The sequence below is a fragment of the Pseudomonas sp. xss_2 genome (genome assembly GCF_043104195.1).
GTDB lineage: Bacteria > Pseudomonadota > Gammaproteobacteria > Pseudomonadales > Pseudomonadaceae > Aquipseudomonas > Aquipseudomonas urmiensis.
Genome location: NZ_JBICKL010000112.1, coordinates 138705 through 157070, shown reverse-complemented (window position 1 = coordinate 157070; position 18366 = coordinate 138705). Strand labels below are relative to the sequence as shown.

The 18366-nt window shown below is 61.9% G+C and carries 16 protein-coding genes; 9 read left to right on the top strand and 7 right to left on the bottom strand.

The features are described 5' to 3' along the window. Positions 1-82: 82 nt before the first annotated feature. Both ACF8K2_RS25650 and ACF8K2_RS25645 read right to left on the bottom strand, forming a co-directional pair. Positions 83-970: a pirin family protein gene (locus ACF8K2_RS25650; RefSeq protein WP_392468704.1), complete on the bottom strand. Its 888-nt coding sequence runs from the start codon at positions 968-970 to the stop codon at positions 83-85. 102 nt (positions 971-1072) lie between these two features. Next, complete coding sequence (locus ACF8K2_RS25645) at positions 1073-1954, bottom strand: LysR substrate-binding domain-containing protein (protein WP_392468703.1); 882 nt, start codon at positions 1952-1954, stop codon at positions 1073-1075. Between the two features lie 170 nt (positions 1955-2124). Between ACF8K2_RS25645 and ACF8K2_RS25640 the strand changes: the two genes are divergently transcribed. Next, a complete protein-coding gene (locus ACF8K2_RS25640; RefSeq protein WP_392468700.1) occupies positions 2125-2775 on the top strand; it encodes an ankyrin repeat domain-containing protein in 651 nt (216 codons plus the stop codon). A gap of 105 nt (positions 2776-2880) precedes the next feature. Here ACF8K2_RS25640 and pobA read toward each other — a convergent pair whose 3' ends face one another. Next, complete coding sequence (gene pobA, locus ACF8K2_RS25635) at positions 2881-4068, bottom strand: 4-hydroxybenzoate 3-monooxygenase (protein ID WP_392468698.1); 1188 nt, start codon at positions 4066-4068, stop codon at positions 2881-2883. A gap of 169 nt (positions 4069-4237) precedes the next feature. On the opposite strand from pobA, the gene ACF8K2_RS25630 reads away from it, so the two are divergent. The 3 genes from ACF8K2_RS25630 (at position 4238) to ACF8K2_RS25620 (ending at position 6510) form a co-directional block, all read left to right on the top strand. After that, positions 4238-5116 (top strand): helix-turn-helix domain-containing protein, encoded by an 879-nt coding sequence (locus tag ACF8K2_RS25630; protein WP_392468694.1) that lies wholly within the window; start codon positions 4238-4240, stop codon positions 5114-5116. A gap of 69 nt (positions 5117-5185) precedes the next feature. After that, positions 5186-5590, top strand: coding sequence for a MerR family DNA-binding transcriptional regulator (locus ACF8K2_RS25625; RefSeq protein ID WP_392468693.1), 405 nt, complete (start codon positions 5186-5188; stop codon positions 5588-5590). Positions 5591-5610: 20 nt separating this feature from the next. Further along, the gene (locus ACF8K2_RS25620; protein ID WP_312154882.1) at positions 5611-6510 is read left to right on the top strand and encodes a hydroxymethylglutaryl-CoA lyase; all 900 of its coding nucleotides are present in this window, start codon (positions 5611-5613) and stop codon (positions 6508-6510) included. 534 nt (positions 6511-7044) lie between these two features. Here the strand turns inward: ACF8K2_RS25620 and ACF8K2_RS25615 are convergent. Next, entirely contained in the window at positions 7045-7575 is a 531-nt protein-coding gene (locus tag ACF8K2_RS25615) for an MgtC/SapB family protein (protein WP_186553411.1), read from the bottom strand. Positions 7576-7716: 141 nt separating this feature from the next. Between ACF8K2_RS25615 and ACF8K2_RS25610 the strand changes: the two genes are divergently transcribed. The 5 genes from ACF8K2_RS25610 (at position 7717) to ACF8K2_RS25590 (ending at position 14812) form a co-directional block, all read left to right on the top strand. Continuing rightward, a complete protein-coding gene (locus ACF8K2_RS25610) occupies positions 7717-7956 on the top strand; it encodes a DUF3203 family protein (RefSeq protein ID WP_264234481.1) in 240 nt (79 codons plus the stop codon). A 120-nt stretch (positions 7957-8076) separates the two neighbouring features. Beyond that, complete coding sequence (gene ccoG / locus ACF8K2_RS25605; protein ID WP_392468690.1) at positions 8077-9486, top strand: cytochrome c oxidase accessory protein CcoG; 1410 nt, start codon at positions 8077-8079, stop codon at positions 9484-9486. A gap of 39 nt (positions 9487-9525) precedes the next feature. Further along, positions 9526-10935, top strand: coding sequence for a GntR family transcriptional regulator MpaR (gene mapR, locus ACF8K2_RS25600; protein ID WP_392468689.1), 1410 nt, complete (start codon positions 9526-9528; stop codon positions 10933-10935). Positions 10936-10992: 57 nt separating this feature from the next. Continuing rightward, positions 10993-13056 carry a PAS domain-containing protein gene (locus tag ACF8K2_RS25595; RefSeq protein WP_392468687.1) on the top strand — a complete coding sequence of 688 codons (2064 nt, stop codon included), beginning with the start codon at positions 10993-10995 and terminating at the stop codon, positions 13054-13056. Positions 13057-13099: 43 nt separating this feature from the next. Further along, positions 13100-14812: an ATP-binding protein gene (locus ACF8K2_RS25590; protein WP_392468684.1), complete on the top strand. Its 1713-nt coding sequence runs from the start codon at positions 13100-13102 to the stop codon at positions 14810-14812. 12 nt (positions 14813-14824) lie between these two features. On the opposite strand, the gene ACF8K2_RS25585 is transcribed toward ACF8K2_RS25590, so the two are convergent. The 3 genes from ACF8K2_RS25585 to ACF8K2_RS25575 are packed head-to-tail and all read right to left on the bottom strand — an operon-like array spanning position 14825 to position 18355. Continuing rightward, positions 14825-15571: an SDR family oxidoreductase gene (locus tag ACF8K2_RS25585; RefSeq protein ID WP_186553417.1), complete on the bottom strand. Its 747-nt coding sequence runs from the start codon at positions 15569-15571 to the stop codon at positions 14825-14827. A gap of 58 nt (positions 15572-15629) precedes the next feature. Beyond that, positions 15630-17165, bottom strand: coding sequence for a DHA2 family efflux MFS transporter permease subunit (locus tag ACF8K2_RS25580; RefSeq protein ID WP_392468682.1), 1536 nt, complete (start codon positions 17163-17165; stop codon positions 15630-15632). Next, complete coding sequence (locus tag ACF8K2_RS25575) at positions 17162-18355, bottom strand: HlyD family efflux transporter periplasmic adaptor subunit (RefSeq protein WP_392468679.1); 1194 nt, start codon at positions 18353-18355, stop codon at positions 17162-17164. The genes ACF8K2_RS25580 and ACF8K2_RS25575 overlap by 4 nt, the downstream gene beginning before the upstream one ends. Positions 18356-18366 lie beyond the last annotated feature (11 nt).

Genomic DNA, 18366 nt, shown 5'->3' with positions numbered 1-18366 from the left:
GCGCGGTAACGCAGCCACAGGCAAGCCCCGCCCTTGGGCCGTACGCTACGGCGCACGGCCTGCAAGCGGGACAAGCGGGTGATCAATGCGGCGCCCCCTCTCCTGCATCGGCCATCAGGCCGAAACGCCCTGCATGGAAATCATCGAATGACTCGGCGATTTCTGCCTGGCTGTTCATCACGAACGGGCCGTATCCGACAATTGGCTCATCGATCGGCTCGCCGCTGAGCAGCAGCACCACGGCGTCGTCCAGCGCTTGCACGTGCACCTGTTCACCCGAGCGATCCAGCAACACCAGGCTGGCAGGGCCTGCATCGCGCTCGTCATTGACCCGGACACTGCCGCGCAGCACTACCAATGCGGCGTTACGGCCCTCTGCCACGGGCAATTGCAGTTCGGCACCTGCCTTGAGCTGCATGTCCCAGACGTCCATCGCGGTAAAGGTCCGCGCCGGGCCTGCATGGCCTTGGTAATGACCGGCAATCACACGCAAAGTACCGCCATCGTTGGCCAGCGCGACCACCGGGATATCCGTCGACAGCAGGGTCTGGTAGCCCGCCGCGGCACGTTTGTCCTTGGCTGGCAGGTTGACCCACAACTGCACCATTTCCAGGGCGCCGCCGCTGCGAGCAAAGGCCGGAGAATGGAACTCCTCATGGATGATGCCGTTGGCGGCGGTCATCCACTGCACATCGCCCGGCCCGATCAGGCCACCGGCGCCGGTGGAGTCGCGGTGCTCCAATTCGCCTTGATAGACGATAGTCACCGTCTCGAAGCCCCGATGCGGGTGCTGGCCAACCCCGCGACGGGCGTTGGTCGGGGTGAAGTCATGGGGCCCGGCGTAGTCGAGCAGCAGGAACGGGCTGATCTTGCTGGCCAGGTGGTCGTAGGTGAACAGGCTGCGCACCGGGAAACCGTCGCCTACCCAGTGGGCATTGGGGTTTTGGTGGATACCCAGAATCTTTTTCATGAGATGTCTCCTCTCTCGGCTGGGTATAACCTTACCTATAGTGCTAATAGAGCGGTAGATGGCCAATACAGCACTGTTCGTCCTATCAATAGAACGCCAACTTCAGATTGCCTGCATTGCCAGTAACTCCGTAAGCACCTCGGCCAGGGCCTTGACCATCACGTCCGCCGTGGGCCGGTGCACGATGACGATCTCGTAGCTGTCGACCTCAGGCAACCCCTGCACCGCGCCGAGCACCCGATGTCCAGCAGTGGCCGCGCGCGGCGGTAGCAGGCTGACGCCCATGCCATCGGCCACCGCCGCCTGAATGCCGCTGAGGCTGGAGCTGGTAAAGCTGATGCGCCAGCGCCGGCCGATGCCCTCGATGGCGCTGATCATATCGTCGCGGTACAGGCCACGGGGTGGGAAGGTCACCAACGGTATGGGATCCAGATCGAAGGCAGGCAGGCGCGCACTGTCGATCCACTGCAAACGCTCCGGCCAGCACGCCACGCCTTCACGACTGTTGCGTCGCTGCTTGAGCAGCACCAGGTCGAGCTCACCATTGTCGTAGGCCTGGCTGAGGTCGCGACACAGCCCGCTGGTGACTTCCAGCTTGACCTGCGGATGCTGGCGGCTGAAGGCCGACAAGGCGTTGGTGGTGCGGCCGCCGACGAAGTCTTCCGGAACCCCCAGGCGCACAGTCATACCGACCATGGCGCCGGCCAGGGCCTCGAGCATCTGATCGTTCAACGCCAGCATGTGCCGGGCGTAGCCAAGCAGGGTCTGACCGGCGTCGGTGGGCAGTACGTCACGGTTGCCGCGTACCAGCAGACGATGGCCGACCATCTCTTCCAACCGGCGTACTTTTTGGCTGATGGTCGACTGGGTCGAGTGCAGCCTTGCCGCTGCCGTGGTGAAGCTGCCGCAATCGGCCACCACGACAATGGCCCGCAGCAGGTCGAGGTCGAACAGGGCTCTATTCGATTTAACGCTAACAGGCATCGCGCTATTCAACTTGTAAATGACAAGCGTGAGTTCTAACACGCTCACCCGCTGCCGACCAGCGCAATCAGCGCCCTATTCACAATGGCACTGCATGCCATCCAGATAAATCACTTCAACCCCTGACGCGGTTTTTCTACGATGGACATTCATTGAACAGGAGCCGCCGCATGCGTCTACCCTGCGCTGCACTGCTGATGCTGCTTAGCTGCTGCAACTTAACCGCTAATGCCGAGACTACGATGACCGACTCTTTGATCGACGCTGCCCACCGGGGCGATGGGCTAACCGTGCAGCGCCTGCTGGATCAGGGTGCGCCGTTGGAGGCCAGGGACGCGCAGGGCCGCACTGCGCTGCTGGTCGCGACCCAGGCCAATCAACTGCAAGCGGCGCAGGTACTGATCGCGGCCGGCGCCGATGTGAATGCCAAAGACAATATCCACGACACCCCCTACCTGTACGCCGGGGCGCGTGGGCTCAACGACATCCTGCGCCTGACCCTCGAACATGGCGCCGACCTCAAGAGCACCAACCGCTATGACGGTACCGCCTTGATCCCTGCGGCTGAGCGCGGCCATGTTGAAACCGTGCAGATGCTGATCGATGCCGGGGTGGATGTGAATCACCTCAATCGCCTGCACTGGACCGCCCTGCTGGAGGCGGTAATCCTCGGCGATGGCGGGCCGCGCCATGTGGAGATCGTACGGCGGCTGCTACAAGCCGGTGCTGATCCGACGATTGCTGACAAGGACGGCGTTAGCGCCCTGGAGCATGCGCGCCAGCGCGGTTATCAGGACATGGTCCAGCTGCTCTCGAAATAAGCGCTGCGCCAGCTCTGCAGACCCTCTGCCGGGCAAGCCCAATCCTAAAGGGATAACCCTGTGCCTGCAGGAACGGGCTCGCCCGGAGATGAGGTCCGAGCAACCTCACTCCACCGTCTCATACGGCAACCCCACATAGTTCTCGGCAATATTCACCAGCCCCGCCGGCGAATTGAGGAAGTACTCGCGATCCGCCTCCTGCATCTTGCGGTCCCAGTCATCCTTGTGCTCGCCAAAATCATGCAGCAGTTGGGTCATGAACCAGCTGAAGCGCTCGCCCTTCCATACCCGGCGCAAGGCCAGCGGCGAGTATTGCTCCAGCAGATCGGTACGCCCCTCGCGGTAGACCTTGAGCAGAATCCGGTACAGGTAATTGACGTCCGAGGCGGCCAGGTTGAGGCCTTTGGCGCCAGTCGGCGGGACGATGTGCGCGGCATCGCCGACCAGGAACAAGTGCCCATACTGCATGGGCTCAACCACCAGGCTGCGCAGCGGTGCGATGCTTTTTTCCAGGGCAGGCCCAGTGACTAGCCGATCTGCCACCTCCTGCGGCAGGCGCGCCTTGAGCTCGCTCCAGAAGCGCTCATCGCTCCACGCTTCGACACGCTCATCCAGCGGCACTTGCAGGTAATAGCGGCTGCGGGTTGCCGAGCGCTGGCTGCACAAGGCGAAGCCCCGTTCGTGGTGGGCGTAGATCAGTTCATGATTGACCGGCGGGGTATCTGACAACAGCCCCAACCAGCCGAACGGATAGACCCGCTCGTACTGTTTGATGACCTCCTGCGGAATGCTCTGGCGCGAGACGCCGTGAAAGCCGTCGCACCCGGCAATGTAGTCGCAGTCGATGCGCTGCACCTGGCCATCCTTCTCGAATGTCAGGTAAGGCTTTTCGCCCTTGAGCTCATGGGGTTGCACATTGTTGGCGCAATAGATGATCGGCGCGCCGCAGTCTTGCCGCGCTTGCATCAGGTCACGGGTGACTTCGGTCTGGCCATAGACCATGACCGTCTTGCCGCCGGTCAGCGCCTTGAGGTCCAGGCGCTGGCGGCGACCGCCCACCAGCAGTTCGACGCCATCGTGCACCAGCCCCTCGCGATCCATGCGCTCGGCGACACCGGCCTCGCGTAGCAAGTCGACGGTGCCCTGTTCGAGCACGCCGGCGCGAATCCGGCCGAGCACGTATTGCGGGGTTTGGCGCTCGACGATCAGGGTGTCGATGCCGGCGTTGTGCAGCAACTGACCGAGCAGCAAGCCAGACGGACCTGCGCCGATGATTGCAACCTGAGTTTTCATTGTTTTTATCTCGTGATATCGATGCCGACCCGCTAGTGGCAGGGATCGCGCATCTGCTGTTAGGGTATGCCCCTGCATTTTTACTCGCTAGAAACCGGTAAAAACTGTGCTATCCAATGGATAACCTGCACTTTTACAAAATTCGTTCGATTAACGGACAGGTGTTTCGATGAGAACCAGCCTTGGCGGCGTGCCGCTGTTTCAGCTTTATGGCGAAAACCAGGCCTGGCCCGGCACCGACCTGTTGCACTGCGAGTCGATTCCCGCGCGTAGCCGCTTGCACCACTGGGAAATCAAGCCACACCAGCATGCCGACCTGTTCCAGTTGCTGTATGTCCAGCGCGGTCAGGCGCAGGTCGAGATCGAAGGCCAGCGCCGCCAGATCAGCGAGGCGGCGCTGCAAGTGGTGCCGCCACTAACCGTGCATGGCTTTCGCTTCAGTGCCGACATCCAAGGCCACGTGCTGACCTTTGGCCCGGCCCTGGTGGCAGATGTGGAACAGCGCCTGGGGGCGCCACTGGCTGTGCTGACTGCGGCCGGGTGCTACCCGCTGGGCAGGGACCGTCACCACGTGCACGCACTGATCGCCACGCTGCAACAGGAGTACCAGGGCAATGCGCCGGCCCGTGGGGCGATGTTGCAGGCGCTGGTCACCGCGCTGATGGTGTGGATCAGCCGCCGCCAGCAACTGGGCCAGGCACCACGCAATCGTGACGAGCGTGATCAGCAGTTGCTCGGCCAGTATCTGCGCTTGGTCGAGGCGCATTATCGCGAGCATTTGTCGGTAGAGACGTTTGCCACGCGCTTGGGCATTACCAGCCTGCAGCTCAATCAGCTGTGTCGCGAGCTTACTGGCCAGAGCGCCTTGCAAGTGATTCATCAACGCCTGCTGCTCGAGGCGCGGCGCAGCCTGGTGTACACGCGCATGAGCATTGGCCAGCTGTCGGACAGCCTGGGGTTCAGTGATCCGACCTACTTTGCGCGGTTCTTCAAGCGCTTGAGTGGGGAAACGCCCAATGGCTACAGGCGCTCGCTGCAGGGCCACTGAATGGGTGATGGCTTGACGTAAACGTCAACCTGCCTTTAGCTTACTGCTATTCATCTTCCGAGCCCGAGCATGAGCAGCCAGACCTACAGCATCTCCGACCTGTCCCGCGAGCTGGACATCACCACCCGCGCCATCCGCTTCTACGAGGAGCAGGGTTTGCTCAGCCCCGAGCGTCGTGGCCTAGAGCGCATCTACACGGCGCGCGACAAGGTCACCCTCAAGCTCATCCTGCGCGGCAAGCGCATCGGCTTCTCCCTGGCCGAGTGTCGCGAACTGATCGAGCTGTACGACCCCAGTGGCGGCAACTTCAAACAGCTCAACAGCATGCTCGCCAAGATCGCCGAACGACGCGCCCAGCTTGAGCAGCAGATGCTCGACATCCAGCAGATGCACCTGGAGCTGGACACCGCTCAAGAGCGCTGCGAACAGGCCCTGGCCGCCACGCTCAATACCCCGAACAACGCCAACCGTTGATCCGCCACAGGAACCTTGCCATGTCATTGCCCAAGAACGTCCGTCTGGTCGAAGTCGGCCCGCGTGACGGCCTGCAAAACGAAGCCCAGCCGATCAGCGTCGCCGACAAGGTGCGCCTGGTCGATGACTTGACCGAGGCTGGCCTTCGCTACATTGAAGTCGGCAGTTTCGTCTCGCCCAAATGGGTGCCGCAAATGGCAGGCTCGGCCGAGGTGTTCGCCGCCATCCGCCAGCATCCAGGTGTTACCTACGCGGCCCTGGCGCCGAACTTGCGCGGTTTTGAAGATGCGCTGGCAGCTGGGGTAAAAGAGGTAGCGGTGTTTGCTGCTGCTTCCGAGGCCTTCTCCCAACGCAATATCAACTGCTCGATCAGCGCAAGCCTGCAGCGTTTCGAACCCATCATGGACGCGGCGCGCAGCCACGGCGTGCGCGTGCGCGGCTATGTTTCCTGCGTACTTGGCTGCCCTTATGAAGGCAAGGTCAGCGCCGAACAGGTCGCGCCGGTGGCCAAGGCGCTGCATGACATGGGCTGCTATGAGGTGTCGCTGGGGGACACCATCGGCACCGGCACCGCCGGTGACACTCGGCGTCTGTTCGAAGTGGTCGCCGCCCAGGTGCCGCGTGAGCAACTGGCCGGACACTTCCATGACACCTACGGCCAAGCCCTGGCCAACGTCTACGCCAGCCTGCTCGAAGGCATCCAGGTGTTCGACAGCTCCGTGGCCGGCCTTGGCGGCTGCCCTTATGCCAAGGGCGCGACCGGCAACATCGCCACTGAAGACGTGTTGTACCTGTTGCAGGGCCTGGGCATCGAAACCGGTATCGACCTGGACAAGCTGATCGCCGCCGGTCAACGCATCAGCCAGGTGCTGGGCCGTGCCAACGGCTCGCGGGTGGCCCGGGCACGCAGCGCACAATGAGTCACACTAATGTCATCAATGTGTGGGCCTGGTGTTACCGCCCCCACACTTGCCAGCAATAAATCGGGTAACAGGGAAACATTTCGACAGATTTTCTCGAGCGCCGCTCATCCCCAAAACATCAAGTCATTGATTTTAAAGGGTTTTACAAAGTTGGCACGGCACCTGCTTTATCTCTGGCATAACAAGAACAAAAACGTGACACCCAATAAAAACAACAGGTAACGGCTCTGACATAACAAGAACAACACGGCAGAGGCGTAGCAAGCAGATTTTTTTGGAGTAGACGTGCCTTCCAGGGGGGTTGCCCCGCGGCCTGACACAGAACAATAAAACTACCTTCAGGTAGCAACGGTCAGGATCGGATCAGTCATGATGAAAGCAGGTCAGCGCTCAAAAAAATACGTTTGCTCTTGACTCCGGATGGGGGTCGGCTCGCAACACCAAGACAGGCTTACAAAAACAACAAAAAGCCAGTCTTCAATAATAAAAAAAGAGCAGGCAGCAACGATTTGAGGGGAGCTTCGGCTCCCCTCAGTGCTTCTCACTGCCCTCCTCCTGCTGTTTCTCGTCATTCTCGCCCTCGACCTTGTCTACCAACATCGGCATCGTCGCCAACACCAGCAGCGCCAGCACCGTGCTAATCAGCGCCGTCGCTTCACGTCCCATCCCGGCCGCCGTGCCAATCGCTGCGGTCATCCATAAACCCGCTGCGGTGGTCAGCCCTTTGACATGGCTGGTGTCCTTGCCATTGCCCTTGAGAATAGTCCCCGCGCCAAGAAAACCGATCCCCGCAACGATACCCTGAATCACCCGGCTCAAGGCCTGCTCATCAGCCCCGGCCATGCTCGGTGCCAGCACGAACAACGCCGCGCCCATCGACACCAGCATGTGCGTACGCACCCCTGCCGACTTGCCCTTGTGCTCGCGCTCGAAACCCAGCACCGCGCCGAGCATCGCTGCCATCAGCAAGCGCAGGAGGATCCGCGTCACTTCTTCTTCGTTGGTGACATCGGCGAACTCGGCCTGCACGGTTTGCCAGATCTTTTCCCAGCCACTGTCCATCGAGACTCTCCGCTGCCAATCCACTAGAAGATTGACCTGCGCGCACCTGACTAAGTGCAATGCGCTCCGCTGGACGGAACGATGCAGCAACCGGCGCGCCGCTGAGGTCACAACCAATGACACCACCTGGAGGAACTCATCATGCCTGTCGAAGTGAACGAAAGTACCGGCCATTGCACCCTGATTGGCGATCATGTGCGCATTGAGGGCACAGGGCCCGAAGTCGAGATCTTCACCGATGAGCAATTGCGCATGTCGGTCGCGGTGCTCGCCGGAGAGCGCGTGCCTATCACCGAAGCGGAGGCCGATGCGTTGACGGTGGTAGGTGCGGTGGATAGCCGCAGGCATCTGAAAGCCAGCGAGCCAGGCTCGGTAATCTGAGGGCTGGAGGGCCACTGCCGATAATCTGATACGGTTTTTATCACGCTAGCTGAGTCTGTGCTGAAAACAGACCGAGGGCCATAGTGCCCGGGTCCGATGAAGCCTGATGAGCAACGCGACATGAGCGAGAAAATTGCCTACCGAGTTATCGAAGTGACCCCGCCCGCCGTCAACAAGAGCAAAAGCCACAGCGACGGCGCTATCCATACCCGCAGCTTCACCGGCCTGTACCGCAACCTGCGCATCGGTTTTGCCGGCTTGCTGTTCGCCCTGTTCTTCGGCACAGCCTGGCTGAACTGGAACGGTCGTCAGGCGGTGCTGTGGGACTTGGCTGAAAGCAAGTTCCACATCTTTGGCACCACCTTCTGGCCGCAGGACTTCATCCTGCTGTCGGCGCTGCTGATCATCTGCGCCTTTGGCCTGTTCGCCATCACCGTGTTCGCCGGGCGCGTTTGGTGCGGCTACAGCTGCCCGCAAAGCACCTGGACCTGGCTGTACATGTGGTGTGAAAAAATCAGCGAGGGCGATCGCAACCAACGGATCAAGTTGGCGGCCGCGCCGTGGAGCGTGGAGAAAATCGGCCGACGCACGCTCAAACACACGCTGTGGCTGGCTATTGCGGTGATGACCGGGTTGACCTTCGTCGGCTACTTCACACCGATCCGGCCATTGGCCGCAGAGCTGTTCACCTTGCAGTTGGGCGGCGTCGCGCTGTTCTGGGTGCTGTTTTTCACCGGGGCTACCTACCTCAACGCAGGTTTTCTGCGCGAAGCGGTGTGCATGCACATGTGCCCGTACGCCCGCTTCCAGGCGGTGATGTTCGATAAAGACACCTTGGCCGTAGCCTACGATCCGGCCCGGGGCGAGTCGCGCGGCCCGCGCAAGAAAGGCAGCGACCCTCGCGCACAGAACCTCGGTGACTGCATCGACTGCACCCTGTGCGTGCAAGTCTGCCCTACCGGCATCGATATCCGCGAAGGCCTGCAGATGGCCTGCATTGGCTGCGCCGCCTGCATTGATGCCTGTGACGAGGTGATGGACAAGATGGGCTACGCCCGCGGACTGATCGGCTACAAGTCCGAGCACACCCTGCAAGGGGGTGTCACCCATTGGCTGCGCCCGCGCCTGCTCGGCTATGCCTGCGCGCTGGTGGTGATGATCGGCGCGCTGGTACTGGCCTTGCAGTGGCGACCGATGGTCTCGTTGGACGTGATCAAGGACCGCGGCCTGTTCCGCGAAAACGCCCAGGGGCAGATCGAGAACATCTACCTGCTCAAGGTCATCAACAAGACCCAACAAGCCCAACGCTTCCACCTGCGCCTGGTGGATGCCGACGGCTTCGAGCTGCACGGCAAGACCGAGTTCACCATCGCCGCCGGCGAAATGAGTGAGATGCCAGTGTCGGTGGCCATGCTTGCCGAGCGCCCGACCAGCAGCTCACAAGACCTGGTATTCCAGGTCCAGGACAGCGACCAAGCCGAGGTCAGCAGCACTGCGCGTAGCCGTTTCGTCGCGCCGTTGAACCGCTGATCCCTTACACTGACCCATTACCTTGCCTGCCAAAACATAATGAAACGTTACGAACGATTCGCCGATGACATTGCCGAACTGATCCGCTCCGGGGTGCTCGGCCCCGGCCAACGGGTACCCTCGGTGCGCTACGCCAGCCAGACCCACGGCGTCAGCCCCTCCACGGTGTTCCAGGCCTACTACCTGCTGGAGCGCCGCGGGCTGATCCGCGCCCGGCCGCGCTCAGGGTATTTCGTCAACGCCCATGCCCCACGCCAGTTCAGCGAGCCGCAAGCGTTGCAGCCGGTCAGCGAATCGACTGATGTCGACGTCAGCGGCCTGGTGTTTTCCATTCTCGATTCGATCAAGGATCCGCACACCATCCCGTTCGGCTCGGCTTTCCCCAGCCCCACCCTGTTTCCGCTACAACGCCTGGCGCGCTCGCTGGCCAGTGCCAGCCGCGCCATGGACCCACGCATGGTGGTCACCGACCTGTCGCCGGGCAACCCGCAGCTGCGCCGACAGATTGCCCTGCGCTACATGGTCGGCGGCCTGATGCTGCCGATGGAAGAGCTGCTGATCACCAATGGTGCCCTGGAGGCGCTGAACTTGTGCTTGCAGGCGGTGACCGAACCCGGCGACCTGGTGGCAATCGAGGCGCCAGCGTTCTATGCCTGCTTGCAGGTGCTGGAACGGCTCAAGCTCAAGGCGGTGGAGATCCCGGTACACCCACGCGAAGGCATGGACCTGGGCGTGCTGGCGCAAACCTTGGACAAGCACCCGGTCAAGGCCGTGTGGTGCATGACCAACTTCCAGAACCCGGTGGGCGCGAGCATGCCTGATGCCAAGAAACAGGAGATGGTCGAACTGCTGCGCCGCCACCAGGTGCCGCTGATCGAGGACGACGTCTACGCCGAGCTGTATTACGCGCAACAAGCGCCGAAGCCGGCCAAGGCCTACGACACCGAGGGGCTGGTGATGCACTGCGGCTCGTTCGCCAAAAGCCTGGCCCCGGGCTACCGCATCGGCTGGGTCGCGGCCGGGCGCTTTGCGCAGAAGATCGAACGGCTCAAGCTGATGACGTCGCTGTGCGCCTCGATGCCGGCCCAGGCGGCCATTGCCGACTACTTGCAACATGGCGGCTATGATCGCCATCTGCGCAAACTGCGCTACGCCCTGGAAGGCCAGCAGGCCAGCATGCTGGCGGCAATCGCCCGGCACTTTCCGGCGCAGACGCGCGTCAGTCAGCCGTCAGGGGGTTATTTCTTATGGCTGGAACTGCCCGAACAGATGGACGCGCTCAAACTGTTCCACCTGGCCCTGGCCCAAGGCATCAGCATCGCCCCCGGGCCGATCTTCTCGCCAACCGGGCGCTTCGCCAACTGCATCCGCCTGAACTATGGCAGCCCATGGGCGGACAGCTCGGAACAGGCCATGGAAACCCTCGGGCGTATCGTAAGGTCGTTCTAGCTTAAGGGGGTCGAGCAGGCTACAGTTGCGCCGTGATGCCTTGCGCAGGATGCCCGCATGCCCGACGCCGAACTGCACGCCTTGCGTCAGCAGCTACAAGCGCTTGAACGCCGCAACAGCGAACTCGAAGCACAACTGGCGCTCAGCCAGAACCTCGACGACGGCCTGTACCGCTTTTTGTTCGACACCATGGACGAAGGCTTTTGCATCATCGAGTTCTTCGATGGCCCCCACGGGCCATTGAGCGACTACGTGCACATCATGGCTAACGCCGCCTATGCCAAGCATGCCGGGATTGCCAACGTGGTGGGGCAGAAGTTGCGTGAAATGGTGCCTGATGAGGCTGACGACTGGATTGCCCGCTATCGGCCAGTGCTCTACAGCGGAGAACAGCTGCACTTCGAACAGGAGTTGATCGCCACCGGGCGGGTGCTGTCGATTACCACGTTTCGTATCGAGCCTGCGCAAAAGCGCCAAGTGGCCGTGCTGTTCAAGGATATTACCGAGCGCCACCGCGCCGAACACGCGCTGCAAGCATTGAATGCACAGCTTGAGCATCGCTCCAGCACAGCACTGGCCGAACGGCGGCTATTCGCCGAGCTGGTCGATCACAGTATCGCCAATGTGCATGTGATCGATATGGGCCTACGCTGGCTGGCCATCAACCGAACAGCCAGGCTCGAGATTCTCCAGCTGTACGGTCGCGTTCCTCAGGTTGGCGACTACATGCCGGATGTCATGCGCGAGCACGCCATCGATAGTCAATTGATCCTACCCATGTGGCAACGTGCCTTGTCGGGTGAGCGCTTCACTGCGATCGAGGCCTTCGGCGAGGGAGCGCACCGACGCCATTTCGAACTGCATTTCCATGCCCTGCGCGATCAGGCCGGCGCTGTGCAAGGTGCCTATCTGTTTGCCTACGACATCACTGAACGCATGGAAGACCAGCAACGCTTGCTGCAGGCCGAGCAAGCCCTGCGCCAAGCGCAAAAGATGGAAGCTGTGGGCCAACTCAGTGGCGGTATTGCCCATGACTTCAACAATCTGCTGGGAGGCATACTCGGCGCTCACGAACTGATTCAACAACGCCTTGAAAAGGGCAGCTACGATGATTTGACCCGTTTGCTGGAGACCGCCAACGGCTCTGCCCACCGCGCATGTGCCCTGGTCCATCGCCTGCTGGCCTTCTCACGCAAGCAAACCTTGCAACCTCAGCCTACCGAGGTGGGCCGGTTGATCGATGGCATCGAGGAATTACTGCGTCGCAGCATCGGTCCGGGCATCGAATTGCGCAGCTGTTTCAGTCAAGAGCTGTGGCCAACCTTCATTGATCCGCCACAGCTGGAAAGCGCCTTGCTCAATCTCTGCATCAATGCCCGCGACGCGCTGCCCATGGGTGGCCTGATCACTGTGCGAGGTGAGAACATCGCGCTTGATCATGATCGAGCACGCCAACTTGATCTGAACGCTGGTGATTATCTGTGCCTGGCAGTCGAAGACAACGGCCACGGCATGTCAGCCGAAGTAGCGCAGCGGGCCATTGACCCGTTTTTCACCACCAAACCGCTGGGCCAGGGGTCGGGCCTGGGGCTGTCGATGGTTTACGGTTTCGTGCGCCAATCGGGTGGCCAGTTGCGGATCAACTCGCAGGCTGAGCAAGGCACCTGTATACGCCTGTTCCTGCCCCGACATGTTGCCGAGATCCCCCCCTTGCCCTCGACCGTCAGCAGTGGCGCACGCCCTGCCCCGGCGCAGGTTGGGCAGCAGATCATGCTGGTCGAAGACCAGGCCACCATGCGCATGGTGCTGTGCGATGTGCTTGAGGAACTTGGTCATCATGTGCATGTGTTCGAGTCAGGCACGGCCGCTATCGAAGCACTTGCCCACGGTATCCGCCCAGATCTGCTGATCAGTGACATAGGCCTGCCCGGTGGAATCAGCGGTTACCAGGTGGCAAACGCCTGCAGGGTCACGTGCCCGGATACCGCGATCCTGTTCATCACAGGGTATGAGCCGAGCACATTGACCGGCGGCAAGCCGCCAGCTGACGCGCAAATGCTGCTCAAACCTTTCGAGCTTGCCGCACTAGCCGAACGGGTAAGCCAACTGTTGCAGGGCTGATTCAGATCTGCCCAGCTCGACCAACATAGGGATGGAGACACGGATGTCGACACAGACGTCTAGCGAACTGAACCACCTGCGCCAACAGCTGATGACCTTGCAGCGCGACAATGCCCGCCTCACCCGCGAAGCTGGGTTGTTCCGCGAGCGCATGCAGGAAGCCGAACGATACCGCTTCCTGTTCGAGACCATGGAAGAAGGCTTTTGCGTCATCCAGTTCATCGACGGTCCCAATGGGCCGATGAGCGACTATGTGCACCTGATGGCCAACCCGGCCTATTCGCGTCACGCCGGCCTGCCTGATGTGGTGGGGCGAACCTTGCGCCAGGTTATCCCGGACGAAGCCGAGGTTTGGCTGAAGCACTTCGGAGATGTAGCGCGTACCGGTGAGCCGGTCTACTTCGAGCATGACCTGTACGCCACTGATCGCTGCCTGGCCCTCAGCGCGCTGCGCCTGGAGCCCGCCGAGCAACGGCTGGTTGCAGTGATCTTTCGCGACGCGACTGCGCGTAAACGTGCCGAAAACGCCCTGCAGAAGCTCAACGAGCAGCTTGAGCAACGCGTCAACCAAGCGATGGCCGAACGCATAAAAGCTGAAGAGGCCTTACGCCAGGCACAAAAAATGGAGGCTGTCGGCCAACTCACTGGAGGCGTCGCCCATGACTTCAACAACCTGCTTGGCGGCATCCTCGGCGCACTGGAGCTGGCCCAAGCGCGGCTGGCGGACGAGCGCCCTGATGCCCTGCCTGAGCTGCTGCACAGCGCCCACGGTGCGGCCCATCGTGCAGCCGCCCTGGTCCATCGGCTGTTGGCATTCTCCCGACGGCAGACGCTGCTACCGAGCCTGACGTGCGTCGCTGAATTGGTCGCCGGCATGCACGAGCTGATTGGCCGTAGCGTGGGCCCGCACATCCGTCTGCAAAACTGCTGCGGCGCTGACCTCTGGCCGGTACGCATCGATCCACCGCAACTGGAAAGCGCCCTGCTCAACCTCTGTATCAATGCCCGCGATGCCATGCCCGATGGCGGCGACATCGTCATTCGCTGCAACAATGTCGAGCTGCTCGAGGCCCAGGCCAAATCACTCGATCTAGCTGCCGGGGCTTATCTTTGCCTAAGCGTGGAAGACAGCGGCCGAGGGATGTCGGCTCAGGTCGTGGCCCGCGCTGTCGAACCCTTTTTCACCACCAAGCCGCTGGGGCGCGGAACCGGGCTGGGCTTATCGATGGTGTATGGCTTCGTACGTCAATCAGGCGGTCAATTGCACATCGACTCCACGCTTGGCCAGGGTACCGTGGTGAAGCTGTTCATACCGCGTCATGTACCGACGGTAGGGTCGCTTGCAGTGCAGCCTGAGCTTGTCTTGTGCACGACAAAGCCACCTGCCGCAGGTTGCCGGGTGGTTGTGGTAGAGGACGAAGCGGCGATGCGCCTGGTCATGGCCGAAGTGCTGGAAGACCTGGGGCATCAAGTTGAGATGTTCGAGGATGGGCCAATTGCACTCAGTGGCCTGCAAGACGCATCGCGCCCTGATCTGTTGGTCACTGACGTTGGCCTGCCGGGTGGGCTCAACGGCCGCCAGGTAGCTGACGCACTGCGGGCGCGCTATCCAGGGCTGAAAGTGCTGTTCGTCACCGGCTACGACGAAACCGCCGTGTTGAGCAATGGCGAGCTGGAGCCAGGCATGAGCGTACTGACCAAGCCATTTACCCTCCAAGCCCTGGCCGAACGGGTCGGCCAGATGCTCGATCAGTGAGATAGCGTGCGCTCAGCGGCCGCCGCTGAGGTCGATGAAGCTGCCAGTGGAATAGGAAGCTTTGTCCGACAGCAGCCAAAGGATCGCCTCAGCCACCTCTTGCGGTTGGCCACCGCGGCCCATCGGCAGCCCAGGTTCGAGCTTGCTGACCCGTTCAGGATCGCCGCTCAGGGCATGAAAGCCGGTATGGATGTAGCCCGGGCGCACGCCATTGACCCGCACGCCCTCGCCCGCCACTTCCTTGGCCAGGCCAATGGTGAAACTGTCCAAGGCGCCCTTGGAGGCGGCGTAGTCAACGTACTCGTTAGGCGAGCCCAGGCGCGCGGCCATCGATGACACATTGACGATCGCCCCACCCTGACCGCCATGCCGGCGGGCCATGCGCAGCAGCGCATGCTTGGTGCACAGTATCGGCCCGACTACGTTGGTCTTCATTACTTTGAGCAGACGAAACTCGGACATTTCCTCGACCCGGCTCTGCTGACCGATAGTGCCGGCATTGTTGACCAATGCGCTGACTGGCCCCAGCTCCTGATCGACGCGGTGGAACAGCTGCACTACCTCGTCCTCGACGCTGGCATCGGCGCGCACGGCAATCGCCTCGGCGCCCAGCTCGCGGACCTGGGCCAATATGCGCTCGGCAGCCTGGTCGTCAGCATGGTAGTTGATGCAGATGCGATAGCCCTGTTGCGCAGCCAGCAGTGCGGTGGCGGCACCGATGCCACGGCTGGCACCGGTGATGACGATTACCTTGTCCATCCATTCCCCCTTGGAAATTGATGGCACAAGGCTAACGCCTGCCTCACTAGATTGACAACTAGTGCCCTGCCGAAGCCGGCGCCGCCTTGGCAGTGAACGGCGGTTTGGCGAACCACACCAGCAGGATCAACCCGGCAAATATCCAAGTCATCAGGGTGAAGTAGTCGACCGTCGACATCATGTAGGCCTGGCCATTGAGGATCTGCTCAAGCTGCGCATAGCTCTGCGGGCTGGCGCCGCCCAGCTGTTCCAGGGTGTGCCGGGTGGCCGGGTCGTACTGGCTGATGTGCTCGCTCAAGTAGGCATGGTGCTGATCGGCGCGGCGAATCCAGATCCAGGTGGTCAAGGACGCGGCAAAGCTACCGCCCAAGGTCCGCAGGAAGGTGGCCAGGCCCGAACCATCGGCAATTTGATGGGGCGGCAGGTCCGACAACAGGATGCTCAAGGTCGGCATGAAGAACAGCGCCACACCAATACCCATGAACAGCTGCACCAGGGCGATATGCTGGAAGTCCACCTCATTGGTGAAGCCTGCGCGCATGTAGCAGCTGGTGCCGATTGCCAAAAACGCCAGGCCAGCCAGCACGCGCAAGTCGAAGCGGTGCGCGTACTTGCCGACAAAGGGCGACATCACCACCGGCAACAAGCCAATCGGCGCCACGGCCAGCCCGGCCCAGGTGGCGGTGTAACCCATCTGCGTCTGTAGCCACTGCGGCAAGATCAGGTTGATGCCGAAAAAGCCTGCATAACCGCCGACCAGCACCAGGGTGCCGATGCGGAAATTGCGGTGCGCGAACAACCGCAGGTTGACCACCGGATGGCGGTCGGTCAGCTCCCAGATGACGAAGATCGCCAGGAACACCAGCGAAATCAGGCTGCCGACGATGATGAACGACGACTCGAACCAGTCCAGGTCGTTGCCCTTGTCCAGCACCACCTGCAATGCACCGACGCCGATGATCAAGGTGATCAGGCCGATGTAGTCCATTGGCTGGCGGCTGGTCACCACGGGCCGGCTGCGCATCTGCTGGCGCACCACGGCGGCGGCGAACAGGCCGATCGGCACATTGATGAAGAAGATCCACGGCCAGCTGTAACTGTCGGTGATCCAGCCGCCGAGAATCGGCCCGGCAATCGGCGCGACCACCGTGACCATGGCCAATAACGCCAAGGCCATCCCCCGTTTGGCAGGCGGATAAACCGCAATCAGCAGGGTCTGGGTCATCGGGTACAGGGGGCCGGCGACCACCCCCTGGAGCACGCGAAAGCCCACCAACTCCGGCATCGACTGGGCAATGCCACACAGGAACGAAGCCACCACGAACAGCAGCGTGGCCCAGATGAACAGCTTCACTTCACCGAAACGCCGGCTCAGCCAGCCGGTCAGCGGCAAGGCGATGGCGTTGCTCACGGCAAACGAGGTGATGACCCAGGTGCCCTGCTCGTAACTGACCCCCAGGTTGCCCGAGATGGTCGGCAAGGCAACGTTGGCGATGGTGGTGTCGAGCACCTGCATGAAGGTCGCCAGCGACAGGCCGATGGTGGTCAACAGCAGGCTCGGCGGGGTGAACTGCGCGGGCGCTGGGTTGCTCATCGCTGGGCCGTCTTGCCGCTGGCGCTATTGTCATGGATCAGCCGGGCGATCAGGTGGTCGGCCTCGACCAGCTGGCGGTCGTACACCTGGGTGGTGTAGCTGGCCTGCTGCGGTGGCTGCTGGGCCAGGGCCGGGCCGCTCTGGTCGTGCAGGTCGACCTCGACCAGGGTGGACAGGCCGATACGCAGCGGATGCTGCTTGAGCTGCTCGGGATTGAGGTGAATACGCACCGGCACCCGCTGGACGATCTTGATCCAGTTGCCGGTGGCGTTCTGCGCCGGCAACAAGGCAAAGGCACTGCCGGTGCCAGCGCCGAGACTGTCGATGGTGCCGGTGTACTTGACCTCGCTGCCGTACAAGTCGGCGCTGATTTCCACGGGTTGGCCAATGCGCATCTGGCGCAGTTGGGTTTCCTTGAAGTTGGCATCGATCCACACCTGATCCAGCGGAATCACGGCCATGGTCGCCGTGCCCGGTTGCAGGCGCTGGCCCAATTGCACGGTGCGCTTGGCCACGTAGCCGGTGACCGGCGCCACCAGGGTGGTGCGGGCGTGGTCCAGATAGGCCTGACGCAGGTCAGCCGCTGCCGCCATCACCTCTGGGTGCGAGGAAACCACCGTGTCGTCGATCAGCGCAGTGCTGGTATTGAGCTGCTGACGGGCGTTGTCCAGCGCGCTTTGCGCCGAGGTCAGGTCATCGTGGGCATGGGAGATTTCTTCGGCGGCTATCGCCCCGCTATCGGCCAGCACCTTGCGTCGATTGTAATTGTCACGGGCCTTTTTCAGCTCGGCCGTACGGCTCTGCAACTGGGCCTTGAGCGCATCGACATTGCTGTACAGCCCACGCACCTCGCGCACGGTGCGCGCCAGTTTGGCTTCAGCGGCCTGCAAGGCCACCTCACTGTCGGCTGGGTCGAACTGCAGCAGTACCTGGCCGGCATGCACCAGGTCGCCGTCATCGGCGCCGATGCTGGTCACCGTGCCGGTGACCAGTGGGGTGATTTCCACCACGTTGCCGTTGACATAGGCGTCGTCGGTGCTTTCGTGCCAGCGGCCGACCAGGCTGTACCAGGCCCAGGTGCCAGCACCGGCAAGGATCACCAACAGCAGCAAAGCGAGCAGCCACGCCTTGCGCTTGCCTGAGCCCTGGGCTGGCGAGGTGGATGGGGAGGTGTCCGTGGGAGTGGCCATGACAATACCTT